We start from the raw sequence: 18443 nt of genomic DNA, 5'->3' as shown, positions 1-18443 counted from the left end.
CTCAGTCGACGGCCGCGAATTTCTCGACGAGGTCGATTCGGCCCGCCACCACAACCAGGTCGCCATTCTCGATCACCGTTTCAGGACGTGCGTACGTAAAGTCCTGTCGAGGACGTTTGATGCCAACGATGGTCACGCCGTGGCGGGTGCGCACGGCCGAGGCATCGAGCGTCATCCCGGCGCAGGAGGCGGGCGCGCGGGTGTAGGCAATCGCGAACTCGTCGTCGAATTCGATATAGTCGACCATCTTGCCGCCGACCATATGCGCGACCCGCTCGCCCATGCGCGCTTCGGGATAGACGACGTGGTGCGCGCCGACGCTTTCGAGGATGCGCCCGTGCCGCTCGCTCGTGGCTTTCGCCCAGATGTTGGGAACCTTGAGGTCGGACAGCGCCATGGTCGCGAGAAGGCTCGCCTCCATGTCGGTGCCGATCCCGACCACCGCCGACCCGCAGTCGCCCGCGCCGAGACGCTTCAGGGTGGCGTGGTCGGTAGCGTCGGCCTCGACGACATGGGTGAAGAGCGAAGCGCTCTCCTGCACCAGCACCGGCGACAGGTCGATGCCGAGCACCTCGTGACCCATGCGCATCAACGAGCGCCCGACCGAAGCGCCGAAGCGTCCCAAGCCGATGACGATGATGGGTTTGGAATTCCTAGCCAATGATCGGCTCCTCTTCGGGATAGCGGTAAGGGACACGCCCGGCACCCAGCGCAAGCGCGGTTGCGATCGTGATGGTTCCGACGCGTCCGACGAACATCAGGACGATGAGGATCAGGAGCGCGAGCGGCGGCAGGTCCGCGGTGATGCCGGTCGAAAGCCCGACCGTCGCGAACGCCGACACGGTTTCGAAGAGCACTTCGTGAAGCTGTAGTCGCGTCATGCCCAGGATCGCGATCGTCGCGATCCCGATCAGGGCGAGCGCGAGGAGGACGAGTGCCAGCGCCTGGCGTTCGATATGCTGCCCCACGCGCCGTCCGAAGATGGTCGCGTCGCGCTGTCCGCGGATCTCGGACCATGTGATGATGCCCAAGAGGAAGAAGGTGGTGATCTTGATCCCTCCCGCCGTCCCCGCGCTGCCCCCGCCGATGAACATCAGCAGCGAAGTGACGGCCAGCGCTTCCATGTTCATCGCTCCCACATCGATGCTGTTGAAGCCCGCGGTGCGCGGCGTCACCGAATGGAAGGCCGCGTTGAGCAGTTTGGCGCCGACATCCATCGACCCGAGCGTGGCCGGATTGTTCCATTCCGCGATCGCCATGTTCGCAAAGCCCACGATGAGCAGCAGGATGGTTCCCGAGATGGTGATCTTGCTGTGGAGCGAATAGCGGTCCCACCGTCCGCCGAACTCGCGAACATCCTGGAAAACGGGAAAGCCGAGCGCCGAGACGACGATGGCGAGCATGATGGGGACGAGAAACAGGGCATCGCTGTTGAGGCCCATGAGACTGTCGGAATAGGTCGAGAAGCCCGCATTGTTGAACGCGCTGACGGCGTGGAAGAGACCGTTCCACGCTGCTTGGCCAAGGGGTTCGCCATGCTCCGTGTGGAGGCGGATGGCGAGCCAGGCGGCGAGCAGCAGCTCGACGATCAGGGTGATGACGAGGACCAGTTTGAGGACACTTGCGACATCGCCGCGCTCAATGCGACTGCGCTCGGTCGACGTGAGCAGACGTTGGCGCAGCCGGATCCCGCGCCCCGCGACGAGGCCAAGGAGCGTCGCTGCCGTCATCACGCCGAACCCGCCGATCTGGAACAGGCAGAGGATCACGGCCTGCCCGAAACCCGTCCAGTAGGTCGGCGTGTCGACGGTGATGAGCCCGGTGACCGCGACCGCTGAGGTAGACGTGAACAGCGCCGTGATGAGCGGGGCACCGCCGGCGCCCACGCGGGCGACAGGCAGGCTCAGGAGGAGAGTGCCGATCACGATGGTCGCGAAGAACGCGAGCGGGACGAGCCGCGTCGGGTGCCGCCAGTCGAATCGCAAATCGAGATGTCCCGCAGCCTCTAGTCGAGCGCGTTGTTAGACCCGTATCGGTTCTTGAGGAAGCGGCCTTGCGTTTCGAGCGCATCGACATGCTTCTTCGACAGGCTCTCGCCGATTTCGTCGAGGGCGCGGCGGCCCGAGCGCAGGCCGTCGACGAGCCTTTGCTCGACCGTCAGCCCTTCGTTGTCGCGCGTGTCGCGAAAGTCGCGGGGGACTTGCTCGTAATGCTCGATGAGGAGCGGCAGATGTTTCGACATCAAACGCCGCGCGTCGGCGGCCTCGGGTTCGCCTTCCGAGCGCTCCAGCAGATCGCCCATGCCCTTCACCTGCTGCCGCAGCGCGTCGAGTTCGGCGCGCGCGGCATTCGGCAGATCGCGACGCGCCCGCATCAGGAACTGGTCGAAGCGCTTGACGAGCTGAAGGCCGCCGATCTTTTCCGAGATCTCCCCCATCGCCGCACCAGTCTCACGCGGGAAGAAGACCGCGAGCGCGGCGAGTCCGATGGCGATGCCGACGGCGGCAAGAAAACCGAAGAGCCCGATCGGCATGAACAGGCCGATGCCGATGGTGACGAGGCTCACCACACCAATCGCAAGCCCAGCGCGCAGCATCGCATCGGCGAACGTGCGCCCCATGGCTTCGAGGTCGCGGGAGCGCGTCGGGCCGAGAGTGCCCATGACGCGGTCCGCGCGATCGATCGCACGATCGGTGCGCGCGCGGATTTGCGGCACCCGCTCGAGTTCGCGAACCCGCCGCTCGACAGCGGCAATTTCGGTTTCGACCGTCATTCGATCGCTTCGAAGGGCGAGGGCTGCCTGGCGATCTTGGCCTGTTCGACCCCTTCGGCCCTTGCGATATAGCCCTTCGATTTGTCGACCTCGTTCTCCAGCACGTCGACCGTCTGCTTCATGTTGCCCAGCGCCTGCAGCTTGAACTGGTCGATCTGGTCCATCGTGTCATAGATATTCTGGAAGGCGCGCTGCAGCGTTTCCAGCGGGATGGTGCTGTTGGCGGCCTGTTCGTGGATCTGCGCGGTGTTGGCCTTCAGGAGTTCGCCCGTGCTGTCGATCATGCCGGCCGTGGTGGTGTTCAACGCCGTGATCTGCTGCAGAACGAGCTTCTGGTTGCTCATCGCCTGCGCGACGGTGACGGCCGTTCGGAGCGCCGCGACGGTGGTGGTCGAAGCGCGATCGACGCCCTTCACCAGCTCGACATTGTTCTTCTTGACGAGATCGAGCGCGAGATAGCCCTGCACGGTGACCGCCATCTGCGTGAGCAGATCCTGCGTGCGTTGGCGGGTGTAGAAGAGCGCGCTCTCGCGGATCGCCTTGGCCTTGGCGGGATCGGTCGCGTCGAGATCGTTCGCCTTGTCCTCCAGCTCCTTGTCGAGCTGTTTCGAAATGTGGATCATCTGCTCGAGCTTGTGCATCGTCTTCCACAGGTTCGCGCGCTCGGTGTCGATGGCGGCATTGTCCATCAACAGTTCGTCCTTGCCGTTGCCGAGCCGCTCGAGGATCGCGCTGATATGGCTCTGGGCGGAGCGATACTTGTCGAAATAGCGGTTCACGCGCTTGCCGAAGGGAATGATGCCCAACAGCTTGCGACCGGTGAACATCTTGCTGTTCTCGCTCGGGTCCAGCTCCTCGACGGTCTGGCGGAGCTTGGTGAGGTCCGCGCCAATGCCCGTGTCGGCGTCGATCGCCTTGGTCGGGCGGTCGAGAAAGCGGTTGGAGGCACCGGCGGCTTCCTGGATTTCCTTGCGTCCCATCGCGGTTAGCTGGTCGACCTTTGCGCCGAATTCGGGGCTGTTGGCATCGAGCGCCGCAAGCTCTTCGACGAAGGTCGTGACCTTGGTCTGCAGCTGGGTCTTTTCCTCCTGCTTCAGCGGGACGAGGCCTGCCGCCTGCTCGACCGCGATCGGCTGCAGCGCATCGGGCGGGTCGAGCTTGATCTTTGTGGTGGTTTCGGCGGTGTCGGTAGCCATCCTGTCCTCTTTCCTCAATCGCGTGCCCCTGCTGCGGCGCGCCGACGAGGGTGAACCACCCGCACGCACCGACGCAAGAGCGAACTTGTGTGTTAGAAATGTAAGACGGATACGACGGCGCTTCAAGCGGGGCGGAATGTAACGAACCGTTAACCACGCCCCTGAACGGTTCGCACACCATCATGTGGCTACATCGCTGTCAAATGGGCAAATGCCGGGAGACAGGTTGCATGCGCAAGATGTGGGACAAGGTCTGGAACGACGACCGCGGGAACGTGCTGGTCATCATGGCGGCGACGATGCCGCTGCTGATCGGTACGGCGGGTCTCGCGACCGACACGGTGCAGTGGACGCTGTGGAAACGCCAGTTGCAGCGCGCGGCGGACTCGGCGGCGATCGCAGGGGTATACGAGCGCGTCCAGGTTGGTGCCAACCAGACCAAGGTCGAGGCGGCGGTGACCGAAGATCTTTCGCTCAACAACAATACCGGGATCGCTCTCTCAACGGGCTATCCCAAGGTCACGATGCCCGCGGCGACAGGCGACCAGTCGATTCCCGTGCGCGTGGAACTCGCCATCGAGCGCAGGCTGTCGTTCAGCGGCATGTTCATGCGGAACCCGCCCTTGATCGAGGCAGGCGCCACCGCTGCGAGTACGCCCGGAACCGACGAATATTGCGTCGTCAGTCTTGAATCACAGCCGATCACCGGGATCACCGGATCGGGCAACGCGGGCGTCGAGATGGACTGCGGGATGATCACCAATTCGGTGGCGTCCAACTCCGCGATCGCCAAAGGCAACGTCAAGATGAAGGCAACCGTGATTGCCTCTGTCGGGGGCATCAAGGAATCGGACAACTGGCAGGTCGAGAAATACGATCCCTACGTCCGCCAGCAGAAGGATCCTTACGCCGGCGTCTCCCCGAGCGCGTCCGACATGGACTGCTCCACGTCCAAGGTCGTCGTCCGCGGCGGTCAGAATACGACGATCTCGACCGCGCCCGCGCTCGACGAGACCTACGACTTCAGCGCGTCGGACACCGCCAATGGCGGCAAGAAGACGACCTGCTTCTCCTCGCTCAGCGTAGGGTCGGGCAAGACGCTCAACCTTCCGGCGGGTACCTATTACATCAATGGCGGCGATGCGAACATCCAGGGCACGCTCACCGGCACCAACGTCACGATCGTGCTGACCAATTCGAGCACTGCCGCCAACGCGACCATCGGGAAATTCACGATGAATGCCAGCGGGCTGCTCGATCTCAAGGCACCCGAAAGCGGCACTTTCAAGGACATTGCCATCTATCAGGATCGGCGTGCGGTGAACATCAACAGCCAGACGCCCAACAAGATCAACGGCAACTCCACGAGCAAGGTGCACGGCGCCCTCTATTTCCCGAACCAGGGGCTGGAATATAACGGCAACGGGACGTCCACGGCGATCTGCACCCTGTTCGTCGCGCGGCGGATCACCTTCTCGGGCAACAACACGACCAGCAACAAGTTCACCTCCGACGCCTCGGTATGCGGTTCGAACGGGCCCAAGGGCTTCCAGGGCGGCCAGATCATCCGGCTGGTGGCCTGATCGATGCGGCTTCCGTTTCTCCCCAGGCTGCGCCGGATCGACGGCGACGAGCGTGGATCGGCGACGATCGAGCTGGCGATCATTGCTCCCATGCTTGCCGTAATGATCACCGGCGTGATCGATTTGTCGATGGCCTATGCGCGCAAGCTCGTCATCGAGCAGGCGGCGCAGCGAGCGCTCGAGAAGGTGCGCCTCACCACGACCGTCCTTCCGGTCGACGCAAACCTCAAGCAGGAGGCCGCGCTGGCCGCCAATGTGTCCCAAGACAATGTCACGGTGACCTATCTGCTCAAGTGCGATGGGGTCACGCAGACCGATTACGATACCGATTGCGCGGCGACCGCCGTCGAGACCCGCTATCTCAACATCGAGATCACCGAGCTTTACGAACCCGTCATCAATCCCGGCTATGTCGGTATTCCCAATACGGACGGCAAACTGCCGATGACGATCGAAGTGGGGATGAGGACTTTCTGATATGATCAAGCGCGTCTTCACGAAGGGGTTCACGAAGGACGATCGCGGTGCGGCGGCGATCGAGATGGCATTCGTCCTGCCGATCTTCCTCGTCATGCTGTGGACGGTCGTTCAGATGGGCCTGGTGATGCGTGCGGTCGCGGGGATGCAGCATGCGCTGGGCGAGGGTGCGCGCCTCGCCGTCATCTATCCCACCCCGACGCACAACGACATCGTCAATCGTATCAACGAAAAGGTCTACGGCATCGGACCCGGCAACTTCACCGTGGCAACCCCGGTTGCGGATACGACCAACGGGTGGATCGACCTGTCGGTGACCTACAATCAGCAGACCGACCTGCTGTTTCTGCCGGGCCCCAATATCGCGCTCACGCGCGACAAGCGCGTCTACGTCGACTAGGATCGTCTAGCGAAAAAAGCGGTGATCGCCGTTTTGAGCTCGTCCGAGGTCAGTCGCTCGGCGAAGTGACCATTTTCCAGTTCCATCCGTTCGAGGATCGCCTCGCGGTCGGTCTTGCGTAGCAGGCTCTGCGTGAGACGCATTGCCTGCGCCGGGCGCGACAAAAAGGTCTTCACCAAAGCGTCGAATGCGCCGTCGAGCTCGGCCGCGGGCACGACGTGGCTTGCGAGGCCGATCGCCTTGGCCTCGGCGGCATCGAACGCATCGCCGATCAGCAGGTAGCGTGCGGCGGCGCGGCGTCCGGCCAGATCGGGCAGGATCAGGCTCGAAGCCGCTTCGGGCACGAGCCCCAGTTCGGTGAAGGGCATCTTGAAACGCGCGGCGTCGGACGCGACGACTAGGTCGCAATGGAACAGCATCGTCGTACCGATGCCGACCGCATTGCCCTGCACCTTGGCGATGACCGGCACGTCGTTCGTCGCCATCGCGCGAAGGAAGCGCCAAACGGGGATGTCGGCATCTTCGCCCGGCTGCGGCATGGCCTGCATGAAGTCCATGAGGTCGTTGCCGGCGGTAAAGTCCTCGCCCGCGCCCGCAATGGTGATCAGGTCGATGCTCTCATCCGCGCCCGCGCGTTCGACCGCATCGGCCATTGCGGCATACATGGCGACGGTGATGGCGTTGCGCTGGGCGGGGCGGTCGAGCTGGATGTGGAGGCGGCGTCCGTCCTGCTTGACGCTGACATGATCGCTCATCTTCTTCTCCTCCTCGTCGGGCCGCAGAATCGGGTGACGCGGCGCGCCTCACTGGCTAGAGGTTGCATCGACCGAGCGCCAGATCAGGGGACCCATGACATGAAATTCTTCGCCGACACCGCCGATATCGATGCCATCCGCGAGCTTGCCGACACGGGTTTGCTCGACGGGGTGACGACCAATCCCTCGCTGATCAAGAAATCCGGCCGCGACATTCTCGAAGTGACGAAGGAAATCTGCTCGATCACCGACGGGCCGGTGAGCGCCGAAGTCGTCGCGACCGAGCATGACGAGATGATGCGCGAGGCCGAAATCCTGCGGAAGATTGCCGACAATATTGCAGTGAAAGTGCCGCTGACCCCTGCGGGGCTCAAGACGTGCAAGGCGCTGACCGGCGATGGTACGATGGTGAACGTCACGCTCTGCTTCTCGGCGTTGCAGGCGCTGCTCGCGGCCAAGGCCGGTGCGACCTTCATCTCGCCTTTCGTCGGGCGGCACGACGATGTCGGCTATCCCGGCATCGAGGTGATCGCCGATATCCGCCTCATCTACGACAATTACGACGATATCGACACGCAGATCCTCGTCGCGTCGGTGCGCAATCCCATTCACATCCACGACAGTGCCAAGCTGGGCGCCGACGTGATGACCGCGCCGCCCGAGGTGATCTGGAAGCTGTTCAACCATCCGCTCACCGACAAGGGACTGGCCGCCTTCCTTAAGGATTGGGAAGCGACCGGGCAGAAGATCGGATAGGAACGCGTTAACTCTGTTTCGCTAGAGGTCGGTTGCATGGCTGAAGTGATTCGTTTCGAAGACCGGGCGTTGAAGTCCCTGCGCGACCGCCTCGGTGCGGCCGAGGAAGCGCGTGACGAACTGCTGGCGTTCGCACGCGGACATGCGGGGGCGACGGCCTCGATCCATCATGCCGTGCTTGCGCTGATGGCGTGCGAAAGCGTCGAGCAACTGTTCGACACGGTCGTGAAGGATTGGCCCGCGCTGCTTGCGGTCGATCATGCCGCGATCGCGCTCAAAGCGGGTGATGTGGCCTTCCGGATCGACGCGGCGGGGCGTCACCGACTCGAGCCTGCGTGGATCACGCGAGCGATGGGCCTGGGGCAGGTGCAGATGCGCGCCACCAATCACGGCGACCCGCTATTCGGGCCGATCGCTCCGACGATCCGCACCGAAGCGCTCATTCCCTTCAGCAACGGTCGGCTCTCAGGTCTGGTGCTGCTGGGGCAGGAAGACAGCCTCCCGCTGGACGGTGCACACGGACGAACGCTGATCGGCTTCCTCGGAGAGACGCTGGGCGCTATGCTCGTGCGGTGCAGCCGGAACTGAACCGACACCCCGCGGCCGCGAGCGTCGCCCGATGGTCCACGCATCTTGAACATGATCGGCGCCTGAGCGCGCATACGGTGCGCGCCTACACGGCGACCGGACATCGCTTCATCCGCTTTCTCGGCACCTATCGCGGCGAGGAAATCGCGCTCGATGCGCTGCTGGATCTCCCGGCGACCGACCTTCGTGCCTTTCTGGCAGAGCGACGCGCCGAGGGGCTGGGAGCCGCCTCTGCCGGACGTGAGCTTTCGGCCGTCAAATCTCTGCTGACGTTCGTTGCCAAGGCTGCGATGCGTGAGCCCAACCTGCCGCGCACGCGCGCTCCCAAACGCCCGAAGACGCTGCCGCGTCCGGTCGCTCCTGCCGACGTAACGGCCCTTGCCGAGACCGCGCGTGACCATCGCGAGGTCGACTGGATCGGCAAGCGCGATCTTGCGATCCTGCTCCTGCTCTACGGTTCGGGCCTGCGGATCGCCGAGGCCATGGCGCTGAGGGCGCGGGTGCTACCGATCGGCGACACGGTGCGCGTGACCGGCAAGGGCGGCAAGGAACGCGTCGTCCCGATCGTGCCTGCGGTCGCGCAGGCCATCGAGGCGTATGCCGAGCTTTGCCCCTGGCCGCTCGACAAGGACGGGCCTCTGTTTCGGGGTGCGCGGGGCGGGCCTCTATCGGCCGATCTCGTCCGCCGCGCCGTGCGTAATGCGCGCCGCGAACTCGGGCTGCCCGAAAGCCTGACGCCGCATGCGCTCAGGCACAGCTTCGCCAGCCACCTGCTGGCGGCGGGGGCGGACCTTCGCTCGCTTCAGGAACTGCTCGGCCATGCGAGCCTTTCTTCGACGCAGATCTACACCAAGGTCGATGCGGCGCGGCTGCTCGACGTCTACCGGAACGCGCATCCGCGGGGCTGATCAGTCCGCGTTCTTGCCGACGTTCCGGTGCGTCCACAGGCGCCACACGTAGCCCATGAGCAGGACGACGATGATCGCGGTGCTGATAGGGCCCATGTAGTTTTCAATCTCGTCGACATTGGACCCGAGCTCGTAGCCGACCATCGCCAGCATGGTCGTCCAGCCCGCCGTGCCGATGGTGGAAGCAATGAGAAAACCACGCCAGCGCATCTTGAGGAGGCCCGCGGGAATGGAAACGAGGCTGCGCACGGTCGGCAACATCCGACCGAAGCCGACGAAGGCGCGGCCATGGGTTCCGAACCAGCCTTGCGCCCGCTCGATCTCGGGCCAGGTGAAGGTCACCCAGCGCCCGTAGCGGATGATGAACGGCTTGAAGCGATCGATGCCCAGCGCGCGGGCGAAGGCATACCAGAAGATGTTGCCGAGCATCGCGCCGATGGTGCCCGCGACGATGATGCCGGGAAGCGACATCTCGCCTTGCCCCGCGCGGATCCCCGCGAGGCTCATGATGAGTTCGGACGGAATCGGCGGAAAGACCGTTTCAAGAAACATCAGCAAGCCGACCGCCACGACGCCGCCTGCGTCAATGAGATCGACGACCCAGTCCGTCATGCGGCCAGCTTGCGCTCGATGGCGTCCCAGACGAGGCCCGCCGAATTGATGTCGTCGAAGCGGTCGAGCGCGACGAGGCCCGTGGGAGAGGTGACGTTGATCTCGGTCATCAGCCCGCCGATGACGTCGATGCCCACGAACAGCAGGCCCCGCCGTTTGAGTTCGGGCCCGATGGCGGCGCAGATTTCGCGGTCGCGGTCACTTAGTTCGGTTGCCACGGCGCTGCCCCCGACAACCATGTTGGAGCGGAATTCACCCTTGGCGGGAACGCGGTTGATGGCGCCGATCGGTTCGCCGTCGACGAGAATGACGCGCTTGTCGCCTTCGCTGACGGCGGGGAGGAATGCCTGCGCGATGAAGGGCTCCTTCAGCTCCTGCCGGAAGAGTTGGACGAGGCTCGAAAGGTTTTGCGCGTCGGCGCCGATGCGAAACACGCCTTCGCCGCCCTTGCCGTGCAGCGGCTTGACAACGATCTCGCCATGTTCGCGGAGAAATTCTCGGATTTCCGCTTCCGAGCGCGTGATGAGCGTGGGCGGCATGAGGTCGGCGAAGTCGAGGACGAAAAGTTTCTCGGGCGCGCCGCGGATCGCTTCGGGATCGTTGACGACCATCGTCTGGCCCTGAGCCCGCTCGAGCAGGTGACAGGCGGTGATATAGGCGATGTCGAAGGGAGGATCCTGCCGCACCCAGACGACGTCGGTATCCGCGCCGAGATCGATCAGACGGCGTTCGCCAGCCTGGAAATGATCGCCTTTCTCGCGCCGGACCGTGACAGGGCGGGCATCGGCACGGACCCGGCCGTCGAGATAGGACAGATGTCCCGGCTGATACTCGTAGAGCGCGTAGCCGCGCGCCTGCGCTTCGAGCATCAGCGCGAAGCTGCTGTCGCCCTCGATCTTGACGGTTTCGAGCGGATCCATCTGGAAGGCGACGGTGCGGGTCATGGGAGTGTCGCTAGAGCGATATGACGGGGCTGTCACCAACCGACCCAGATATTTTCGAGGTGTCGGACGCGCGGGCCGGGCGCGACGAGGAGCGCGTCGATGCGCGTGTCGTGGCCTTGGGCCGTATAGTCGGGGGCAAGGGCCACGGCGGCTGCGACGATCCTTTGCATCGCACGCGGTTCGAGGAAAGCTTGGGCCTCGTCGAGACTAGGGCGCGCCTTCACTTCGACGAAGGCGATGAGATTGCCGCGACGGGCGACCAGGTCGATCTCGCCGACAGGAGTACGGACGCGCCTGTCGAGGATGCGCCAACCCTTGAGGCGGAGCCACCATGCGGCGATGCGCTCGGCCTGTCGTCCGCGCCGCTCGGCTTCCTGTCGCTTCATTGCTTTGTGCGGGCCTGGATGCGGGCGTAAGCGTCGTTCTTCTTCATGCCGAAGCGGTCGGCAATGACGCGCGCGGCGCGGCTGGGGGTTTCGGTTTGGAGCGCCTCGTCGATCGCGGCGTCGATGTCGGTATCGCTGGCGGGGCCGGTTGCGAGCGGCGGACCGATGACGAGGACGATTTCCCCCTTCGGGGGTGCCTCGGCGTAGCGGTCGGTGAGATCGGCGAGGGTGCCGGTGGCGACTTCCTCGTAAAGTTTGGTCAGTTCGCGCGCGACGGCGGCGGGGCGCTCGCCGAGGACCTCGGTTGCGGCGGCCAGGCTTTTGCCGAGGCGCGGACCCGTCTCATAGAAGACAAGGGTAAGATCGAGCGCGGCGACCTTTTCCAGCGCATCGCGGCGCGCTTTCTCCTTGCTCGGCAAGAAGCCTGCGAACAGGAAGCGGTCGGTCGGGAGGCCTGAAAGCGTCAGCGCCATGATGGCGGCGCTCGGACCGGGCGCGGCGGAGACATGGTGTCCCGCGCTCCGCGCCGCCGCCACCAGTTTGTAGCCGGGATCCGCGATCAGCGGCGTTCCCGCGTCGCTCACCAGCACCACGACCTCATGCGCGAGCCGCGCCACCACCGCGTCGCGATCGGCGAGCGTCGAATGGTCGTGATAGGGCCGCATCCGCTTCTTCAGCCCCAGATGATGCAGGAGCTTGCCCGTCACGCGACTGTCTTCAACGAGGATTAGATCGGCTGCCTCCAGCATTTCTTTCGCACGGCCCGAAAGGTCGGAAAGATTGCCGATCGGGGTCGAAACAATATAGAGGCCGGGTTCGGGACAGTTCTGCATGAGGGAAATCCAAGCCATGAAATTCAAGGCGCCGCAAGCACTTCGCCACTGGGCAAAAGCGACAATAGCGGCAGGCTTGCTCACGCTGGCGGCCTGTTCCAGCGGGCCGAACGACACGCCCGCTCCGGCGACGCCCTCGAGCGAGCCGGTAGCGGTCGACCCCGATCCTCAGCCTGTCACCCCGACCGGCGAAGAGAAGAATCGCGTCGCCATCCTTGTGCCGCTGTCGGGCGACAATGCCGCCATCGGTCGCTCCATTGCCAATGCCGCGCAGATGGCCCTGATCGATACTGAGGAAAGCTCGATCCGCCTGACGCTTTACGATACCGCCGCGAGCGGCGGCGCCGAAGCCGCGGCGAACCAGGCGCTTGCGGATGGCAACCGGCTTTTTCTCGGCCCGCTCCGCGGCGAGAATGTCGGGATCGTCGGACCGATCGCCGACAGGGCCGACGTGCCCGTCATCGCTTATTCGAACGACGAGAGCGTCGCTGGTGACAATGTCTACATCATGGGCTTCATGCCCACCCAATCGATCGACCGCGTTGTCGATTATGCCGACAGCCAGGGTGCCGACGTGTTCGCCGGGATCGCGCCCAATGGCCTCTATGGTCAGCGCACAACGCAGGCGTTCCTGCGCGCGGTAGAGCGCGAGGGGGGCCGTGTCGCGCGGCTCGAGACCTATGATCGCAGCCCTGACTCGGTCACGGCAGCCGCGCGGCGCATCGCGGCGGTCGAGGACGTCGACATGATCCTGGTCGCCGATTCGGGCCGGATCGCGCAGATCGCGGCGCCGTCGCTGCAACTGTCGGGCGATCTTATCGGCACGGAGCTATGGGCGTCGGACAGCGATCTGGGCCGCGTCGCGGGAATGCGCGGGTCGGTCTTTGCTGCCGTTCCCGAGCGGATGTTCGGCCAGTTTGCCGGTCGCTATCGCAGCCGTTTCGACACTTCGCCCTATCGCCTTGCGAGCCTTGGTTATGACTCCATGCTGCTCGCGGTGCGTCTGGCGCGGCAATGGGATGTCGGAGACACGTTTCCCGAAGGTGCGCTGACCGATCCGGGAGGCTTCCAGGGTGTCGACGGCATTTTCCGTTTCGGGCGCGATGGCATCGCGGAGCGCTCGCTCGAAGTCCGGCGGGTGACGGCAAGCGGTACCGAAGTCGTCAGCCCCGCCTCGACATCGTTCGGCGACTAAAGCGCGATTTCCGCAAGGATCGCGTCGTTGAGGAGGCGACCGGCAGGCGTGAGCTTCAGCCGGTGGCCGTCGCTTGTCAGCAGCCCCTGGCCTTCCATTCGCCCAACCGCCGAGGGGTCGACGGCAGACAGGGCGAAGCGGTTTTCTAGCGCCGCCAGGTCGATGCCTTCGGTGAGACGCAGGCCCATGACAAGCGCTTCTCGGACCGCTTCGCGCGGCTCGAGCCGTTCTTCCTCGCGCAGGCCATGTCCGTTGCGGGCGACGGCGGAGAGGAAGTTCTCCGGCTTCCGGTGACGCGTCGTTCGCTGCCCGTTGCGTCGACCGTGCGCGCCGGGTCCGACGCCCGCATAATCGCGGTAGCGCCAGTAGGCGAGATTGTGGCGGCTTTCCTCGCCGGGGCGGGCATGGTTCGAGATCTCGTATGGCGGCAGGCCCGCCGCGCTCATGCGCTGCGTGGTGAGTTCGAACAGGTCGGCGCCAAGGTCCTCGTCGATCGGCGTGAAGTCACCCTTGCGCACCATGGTCTCGAAGCGCGTGCCGGGTTCGATGGTCAGCTGGTAGAGCGAGATGTGACCCGTGCCGAGCCCGATTGCCTGGTCGAGGACCGCGTCGAAACTCTCCACCGTATCGCCGGGTAGTGCGGTAATCAGATCGAACGAGACCCGATTCACCGCGCCCTGCGCCGTCTCGAGCGCGCGAAGACCTTCGTCGGCGTCGTGCAGGCGGCCGAGAAACGCAAGACTTTCATCGTCGAACCGCTGGAGGCCGAGGCTCAGGCGATTGACGCCCGCTGCGGCGAGGTCGGCGAACTTCTCCGCTTCGACGCTTTGCGGATTGGCTTCGAGCGTGATTTCGAGTGTGTCGGCGGGTAACCAGTGGCGTGTTGCGGCCTCGATGATTGCGGCGGTCGTGGCGGGGGGCATCAGGCTGGGTGTGCCCCCTCCGAAGAAGATGCTGTTCAACCGCCGTCCCGGGAGCAGCGCCGCCTCGTGCGCGAGGTCGGCGAGCAGTGCGGCCCGCCATGAGTCTTGGTCCACCGCCTCGCGAACGTGGCTGTTGAAGTCGCAATACGGACATTTTTTCGCGCAGAACGGCCAATGCACGTAAAGCGCGAGATCGTTCATCCTATCGGAAGCTTGAGGGGCTAGGGTGGCGCGCATGATCTATATCGTCCTTAAGACAGGCGCGTTGGCCGCGCCACTGCTGCTCGCCGCCTGCGCCGCACCTGGGGGAAGTGGGTGGGGTCCATATCCGGCACCGCAAACCTATCCCCCGCGTTCGTCCGCGCCGCCACTGTCACGCGCCGCGCCGCAGGCAAGTTTCGAACAGGCGATGATCGACGAGCATCAGCGCGCCCGCCGCGACTTCGGGGTGGTGCCCCTTCGCTGGGATCCTGCGCTGGCCGCCGATGCGGGGCGCTGGGCCGCCGAGATGGCGCGAACGGGCCGCTATGCGCATTCGCCGCGGGACGTTCGCGCCTCCCGGCAGGGCGAGAATATCTGGCGGGGGACACGCGGCGCTTTTTCCTACGCGGTGATGGCGGGGACGTTTACCGCCGAGCGTCGCTATTTCCGCGCGGGCGTCTTCCCGAATAATTCGACCACGGGCAATTGGCGCGACGTGGGGCATTATACCGCGATCGTGTGGCCGACCACGACGCATTTCGGCTGTGCGATCGCGAACAACCGAGATTTCGACTATCTCGTCTGCCGGTACAGCCCGCCGGGCAACCGCGACGGGGTGCGCCTCGCGCCGCGTTAGGCCTCGAGCCAGTCCTTGAGCTGGCGGAAGGCGTCGGCGCGATGGCTCATGGCGTGCTTCTTCGCCGGCTCCATCTCGCCGAAGGTCGCGCCATGCCCGTTGGGAACGAACACGGGGTCGTAACCGAAGCCATTCTCGCCGCGCGGTGGCCAGACAAGCTGACCATTGACCTTGCCCTCGAACGTCTCGACGCGCCCGTCGGGCCAGGCGAGGGTGAGGGCGCAGACGAAATGCGCATCGCGCGGCGCTTCGGGACCGGCCGCCTCCAACGCAGCCTCGACCTTTTCCATCGCGCGCAAGAAGTCTCGGTTGCCGTCCTCGTCTTCGGCCCAGCGCGCCGAGCGCACTCCGGGATCGCCGCCCAGCGCATCGACGCACAGGCCGCTGTCGTCGGCGAGCGCGGGGAGGCCGGACAGGTCGGCAGCCTGCCGCGCCTTCAGTTCGGCATTGTCGACGAAGGTGACGCCGGTTTCCTCGGGCTCGGGCAGCCCGGCGTCTTCGGCACCGACAACAGTGATGCCGAAGGGCTCGACCAGTTCGGCGATCTCGCGGAGCTTGCCCTTGTTGTGGGTCGCGAGGACGAGCTTTTCGCCAAGCTTCCTCACCGCCCCGTCGCTTTCAGCTGCGCCGCGAAGATCTCCTTGCAGCCGATTTCGGCCAGACGCATCAGCCGGAGCAGCGCTTCCTGGTCGAATGCCTCGCCCTCGGCGGACACCTGCGCCTCGACGATATTGCCGCTCGCGGTCAGCACGAAATTGCCGTCCGAGCCGGCGTTGGAATCCTCGGGGTAATCCAGATCGAGCACCGGCGTCCCGTCGTAAATGCCGCAGCTGACCGCCGCGACCTGATCGGTGATCGGATCATGTTCGAGTTCGCCGCGCTCGAGCAATCCGTCGATCGCGAGCCGAAGCGCGACCCAGGCACCCGAGATGCTCGTGGTCCGCGTTCCGCCGTCGGCCTGGATGACGTCACAGTCGAGTGTCACTTGCCGCTCGCCGAGCTTCTTCAGGTCGACGCAGGCGCGCAAGGAGCGACCGATCAGCCGCTGGATTTCCTGCGTGCGGCCCGACTGCTTGCCTTTGGCTGCCTCGCGGATGCCGCGGGTGTGGGTCGAACGGGGAAGCATGCCATATTCGCCCGTGACCCAGCCCTTGCCCTTGCCGCGCAGCCACGGCGGCAGCTGGGTCTCGATGCTTGCGGTGACGAGGACCTTGGTCTCGCCGAAGCTGGCCAGCACGCTGCCTTCGGCATGTCTGGTGAAGCCAGCCTCGAAGGAGAGGGGGCGCAGTTCGTCGGGGGCTCGTCCGGATGGGCGCATGATAATAGATGTCCTTCGTCGAATGATCGTTGCGCCTCGCCCTAGCGATCCTAGCGTGAAGGCGAAAGTCAAAGGGGGAACGAGAATGGCAAGAAATCGCAATCCGGGCGCCGTCTTCGCAGCGGTCGCTCTGCTTCCAGTCGTCGCGGCGGTGGGCGCGTTGATCGCGATGGTGCTGGGCGCGGCGGCAGGATGGATCGGCGGACTGATCTTCCCGCAAGTGTTCGATCGTTTGTCGACGCTCCTGTTCGGCGAGGTCGCGCCCGCCTGGCAGATCGGCGCCATGTTCGGCTTCATCGCCGGTTTCCTGCGCGCCTCGGCGCCGCGTCGTCGCTGACGGCCTTTGATCGCGCGCCCGTGTCTCCTACATAAGAGCCATGAGCGAACGACTGGGCGATCTGACCGACCGCATGCGCGCGATCTTCGGGGAGGTGGTGACGGCCTACCTCGAACAGGGCGCGCCCGTGGGGTCCAAAGCGTTGACGGGGCGTGTGGCACTCTCGCCTGCCTCGATCCGCGGCGTGATGGCCGAACTGGAAGCGCGTGGGCTGCTCACGGCGCCGCACACCAGTGCAGGGCGGATGCCGACGGAAACCGGCCTCCGTCTGTTCGTCGACGGCATGATGCAGGCGCGCGTCGCGCCCAAGCGATTGCGTGAGGCGATCGAGAAGGAATTCGAGGACAAGCCGGTCGACCAGGCGGTGGCGGGCGTCACGCAGCGCCTTTCGGGGCTTTCCGAATGCGCCGGAATTGTCACCGCGCCCAAGCGCGAGGCGCGGCTGAAGCAGCTCGCCTTCATGCCGCTCGACGAGGGGCAGGCGCTGGCGGTGATGGTCGGCCAGGATGGAAGCGTGGAAAACCGGGTCGTGCCGCTGCCGACCGGCACCAGCGCCATCGCGCTCAACGAGGTCGCCAATTTCGTGTCGGCGCGGCTCGCTGGACTAACGATCTCCGAAGCCGAAGCGCGGCTGCGCGCCGAACTGGCCGAGCGACGCGAGCAACTGGACGATCAGGCCGCCGATCTCGTCGCCGCGGGCCTTGCCGACTGGGGCCGCGACCAGCGGGATCGCGAAGTATTGATCGTGCGCGGCCGTGCCAACCTGCTCGACGAGAAAAGCGCGGAAAATCTCGAACAGGTCAAACAGCTTTTCGAGGAACTGGAGAGCCGCCGCGACATCATGCGGCTTCTCGAGAATGTTCGCGAAGGCGAGGGGGTGCGCATCTTCATCGGATCGGAGAACCGCATGTTCGCGTTGAGTGGGTCGAGCGTCATCGCCGCACCCTATCGCGACAAGGACGAAAAGGTCGTCGGCGTCATCGGCGTCATCGGCCCCACGAGATTGAACTATGCGCGGGTCGTTCCCATGGTGGACTTCACCGCCGAAGCCCTTACGAGACGGATGATATGAACGAAGAAGATTATACGGACGAAGCCGACGAGCTTCGCGAAGAGACCGCCGAAGACAGCCCCAAGCTCGCCGAGCACGATCGGCTGTCCCAACTCGAGGCCCAACTCGAGGACCAACGCCAAAAGGCGCTCTACGCCGCTGCGGAGGTGCAGAACGTGCGCCGCCGCCTCGAACAGGAGAAGGCCGACGCGACCAAATTCGCGGTCACCGGTTTCGCGCGCGACGTGCTGGCGGTGAAGGACAATCTCGAACGTGCGCTCGATCATGTGCCCGACGAGGCGCGCGACGGACGCGCGGCGAAATTCATCGAGGGAATCGAGGCAACCCTTCGCGAACTCGAGTCGATCTTCAACCGCCAGGGGATCGAACGGGTCCCCGCGCAGGGGCTGGAGCTAGATCCCAACGTCCACCAGGCGATGATCGAAGTGCCGAGCGAAGATGTCGAGCCGGGCACGATCGTGCAGGAAATGCAGGCGGGTTACACGATCAAGGGACGCCTGCTGCGGCCCGCGATGGTCGGGGTCGCGCGCCGCCCTTGAGGCGTGGCGA

General features: G+C 64.9%; 23 protein-coding genes. 11 read left to right on the top strand and 12 right to left on the bottom strand.

The annotated features are described in order from the left end of the window. Position 1: 1 nt before the first annotated feature. The 4 genes from WJS89_RS03020 to WJS89_RS03005 are packed head-to-tail and all read right to left on the bottom strand — an operon-like array spanning position 2 to position 3969. Positions 2–661: a potassium channel family protein gene (locus tag WJS89_RS03020; protein WP_346339446.1), complete on the bottom strand. Its 660-nt coding sequence runs from the start codon at positions 659–661 to the stop codon at positions 2–4. Then, positions 654–1985, bottom strand: coding sequence for a TrkH family potassium uptake protein (locus WJS89_RS03015; RefSeq protein WP_346339445.1), 1332 nt, complete (start codon positions 1983–1985; stop codon positions 654–656). Before WJS89_RS03015 ends, WJS89_RS03020 begins: the two co-directional genes overlap by 8 nt. Before the next feature lie 20 nt (positions 1986–2005). Then, on the bottom strand, positions 2006–2773 hold the full coding sequence (locus WJS89_RS03010; protein ID WP_346339444.1) for a hypothetical protein: 768 nt from the start codon (positions 2771–2773) through the stop codon (positions 2006–2008). Next, positions 2770–3969, bottom strand: a complete 1200-nt coding sequence (locus tag WJS89_RS03005; protein ID WP_346339443.1) for a toxic anion resistance protein — start codon at positions 3967–3969, stop codon at positions 2770–2772. The genes WJS89_RS03010 and WJS89_RS03005 overlap by 4 nt, the downstream gene beginning before the upstream one ends. Positions 3970–4199: 230 nt before the next feature. Here WJS89_RS03005 and WJS89_RS03000 point away from each other — a divergent pair, with 230 nt between their 5' ends. Genes WJS89_RS03000 through WJS89_RS02990 form a run of 3 tightly spaced genes read left to right on the top strand, consistent with a single transcriptional unit; the run spans position 4200 to position 6429 of the window. Beyond that, complete coding sequence (locus WJS89_RS03000; protein WP_346339442.1) at positions 4200–5552, top strand: pilus assembly protein TadG-related protein; 1353 nt, start codon at positions 4200–4202, stop codon at positions 5550–5552. Positions 5553–5555: 3 nt separating this feature from the next. Then, a complete protein-coding gene (locus tag WJS89_RS02995) occupies positions 5556–6029 on the top strand; it encodes a TadE/TadG family type IV pilus assembly protein (RefSeq protein WP_346339441.1) in 474 nt (157 codons plus the stop codon). Between the two features lies 1 nt (position 6030). Beyond that, complete coding sequence (locus WJS89_RS02990) at positions 6031–6429, top strand: TadE/TadG family type IV pilus assembly protein (protein WP_346339440.1); 399 nt, start codon at positions 6031–6033, stop codon at positions 6427–6429. Here the strand turns inward: WJS89_RS02990 and WJS89_RS02985 are convergent. Then, a complete protein-coding gene (locus WJS89_RS02985; RefSeq protein ID WP_346339439.1) occupies positions 6426–7184 on the bottom strand; it encodes an enoyl-CoA hydratase-related protein in 759 nt (252 codons plus the stop codon). The genes WJS89_RS02990 and WJS89_RS02985 overlap by 4 nt on opposite strands. A gap of 99 nt (positions 7185–7283) precedes the next feature. Between WJS89_RS02985 and fsa the strand changes: the two genes are divergently transcribed. Genes fsa through WJS89_RS02970 form a run of 3 tightly spaced genes read left to right on the top strand, consistent with a single transcriptional unit; the run spans position 7284 to position 9436 of the window. Continuing rightward, the gene (gene fsa / locus WJS89_RS02980) at positions 7284–7940 is read left to right on the top strand and encodes a fructose-6-phosphate aldolase (RefSeq protein WP_346339438.1); all 657 of its coding nucleotides are present in this window, start codon (positions 7284–7286) and stop codon (positions 7938–7940) included. 36 nt (positions 7941–7976) lie between these two features. Continuing rightward, positions 7977–8528 carry a DUF484 family protein gene (locus WJS89_RS02975; protein WP_346339437.1) on the top strand — a complete coding sequence of 184 codons (552 nt, stop codon included), beginning with the start codon at positions 7977–7979 and terminating at the stop codon, positions 8526–8528. Further along, complete coding sequence (locus WJS89_RS02970; RefSeq protein ID WP_346340070.1) at positions 8525–9436, top strand: tyrosine recombinase XerC; 912 nt, start codon at positions 8525–8527, stop codon at positions 9434–9436. The genes WJS89_RS02975 and WJS89_RS02970 overlap by 4 nt, the downstream gene beginning before the upstream one ends. Here the strand turns inward: WJS89_RS02970 and WJS89_RS02965 are convergent, their stop codons facing one another. The 4 genes from WJS89_RS02965 to rsmI are packed head-to-tail and all read right to left on the bottom strand — an operon-like array spanning position 9437 to position 12229. Beyond that, the gene (locus WJS89_RS02965) at positions 9437–10048 is read right to left on the bottom strand and encodes a DedA family protein (protein WP_346339436.1); all 612 of its coding nucleotides are present in this window, start codon (positions 10046–10048) and stop codon (positions 9437–9439) included. It abuts the gene before it with no gap. Beyond that, the gene (gshB, locus tag WJS89_RS02960; RefSeq protein WP_346339435.1) at positions 10045–10992 is read right to left on the bottom strand and encodes a glutathione synthase; all 948 of its coding nucleotides are present in this window, start codon (positions 10990–10992) and stop codon (positions 10045–10047) included. Before gshB ends, WJS89_RS02965 begins: the two co-directional genes overlap by 4 nt. A gap of 32 nt (positions 10993–11024) precedes the next feature. Further along, positions 11025–11378 (bottom strand): YraN family protein, encoded by a 354-nt coding sequence (locus tag WJS89_RS02955; RefSeq protein ID WP_346339434.1) that lies wholly within the window; start codon positions 11376–11378, stop codon positions 11025–11027. Next, on the bottom strand, positions 11375–12229 hold the full coding sequence (gene rsmI, locus WJS89_RS02950; RefSeq protein WP_346339433.1) for a 16S rRNA (cytidine(1402)-2'-O)-methyltransferase: 855 nt from the start codon (positions 12227–12229) through the stop codon (positions 11375–11377). Before rsmI ends, WJS89_RS02955 begins: the two co-directional genes overlap by 4 nt. Here rsmI and WJS89_RS02945 point away from each other — a divergent pair. Beyond that, entirely contained in the window at positions 12228–13406 is a 1179-nt protein-coding gene (locus WJS89_RS02945) for a penicillin-binding protein activator (protein WP_346339432.1), read from the top strand. The genes rsmI and WJS89_RS02945 overlap by 2 nt on opposite strands. On the opposite strand, the gene hemW is transcribed toward WJS89_RS02945, so the two are convergent. Then, on the bottom strand, positions 13403–14530 hold the full coding sequence (hemW, locus tag WJS89_RS02940) for a radical SAM family heme chaperone HemW (protein WP_346339431.1): 1128 nt from the start codon (positions 14528–14530) through the stop codon (positions 13403–13405). The two genes, WJS89_RS02945 and hemW, sit on opposite strands and share 4 nt — an antisense overlap. A 34-nt stretch (positions 14531–14564) precedes the next feature. On the opposite strand from hemW, the gene WJS89_RS02935 reads away from it, so the two are divergent. Then, positions 14565–15167 carry a CAP domain-containing protein gene (locus WJS89_RS02935; RefSeq protein ID WP_346339430.1) on the top strand — a complete coding sequence of 201 codons (603 nt, stop codon included), beginning with the start codon at positions 14565–14567 and terminating at the stop codon, positions 15165–15167. Here the strand turns inward: WJS89_RS02935 and rdgB are convergent. Beyond that, positions 15164–15772, bottom strand: coding sequence for an RdgB/HAM1 family non-canonical purine NTP pyrophosphatase (gene rdgB, locus WJS89_RS02930; RefSeq protein WP_346339429.1), 609 nt, complete (start codon positions 15770–15772; stop codon positions 15164–15166). The genes WJS89_RS02935 and rdgB overlap by 4 nt on opposite strands. Continuing rightward, entirely contained in the window at positions 15769–16485 is a 717-nt protein-coding gene (gene rph, locus WJS89_RS02925) for a ribonuclease PH (protein WP_346339428.1), read from the bottom strand. The genes rdgB and rph overlap by 4 nt, the downstream gene beginning before the upstream one ends. A gap of 85 nt (positions 16486–16570) precedes the next feature. Here rph and WJS89_RS02920 point away from each other — a divergent pair, with 85 nt between their 5' ends. Genes WJS89_RS02920 through grpE form a run of 3 tightly spaced genes read left to right on the top strand, consistent with a single transcriptional unit; the run spans position 16571 to position 18433 of the window. After that, on the top strand, positions 16571–16822 hold the full coding sequence (locus WJS89_RS02920) for a hypothetical protein (protein ID WP_346339427.1): 252 nt from the start codon (positions 16571–16573) through the stop codon (positions 16820–16822). Positions 16823–16862: 40 nt separating this feature from the next. Next, positions 16863–17894 carry a heat-inducible transcriptional repressor HrcA gene (hrcA, locus tag WJS89_RS02915; protein WP_346339426.1) on the top strand — a complete coding sequence of 344 codons (1032 nt, stop codon included), beginning with the start codon at positions 16863–16865 and terminating at the stop codon, positions 17892–17894. After that, a complete protein-coding gene (gene grpE / locus WJS89_RS02910) occupies positions 17891–18433 on the top strand; it encodes a nucleotide exchange factor GrpE (protein WP_346339425.1) in 543 nt (180 codons plus the stop codon). Before hrcA ends, grpE begins: the two co-directional genes overlap by 4 nt. The last annotated feature ends 10 nt before the right edge of the window (positions 18434–18443 follow it).

The organism is Sphingomicrobium aquimarinum (assembly GCF_039655735.1).
Classification (GTDB): Bacteria; Pseudomonadota; Alphaproteobacteria; order Sphingomonadales; family Sphingomonadaceae; genus Sphingomicrobium; species Sphingomicrobium aquimarinum.
This window is presented reverse-complemented; position numbering and strand designations above follow the sequence as displayed.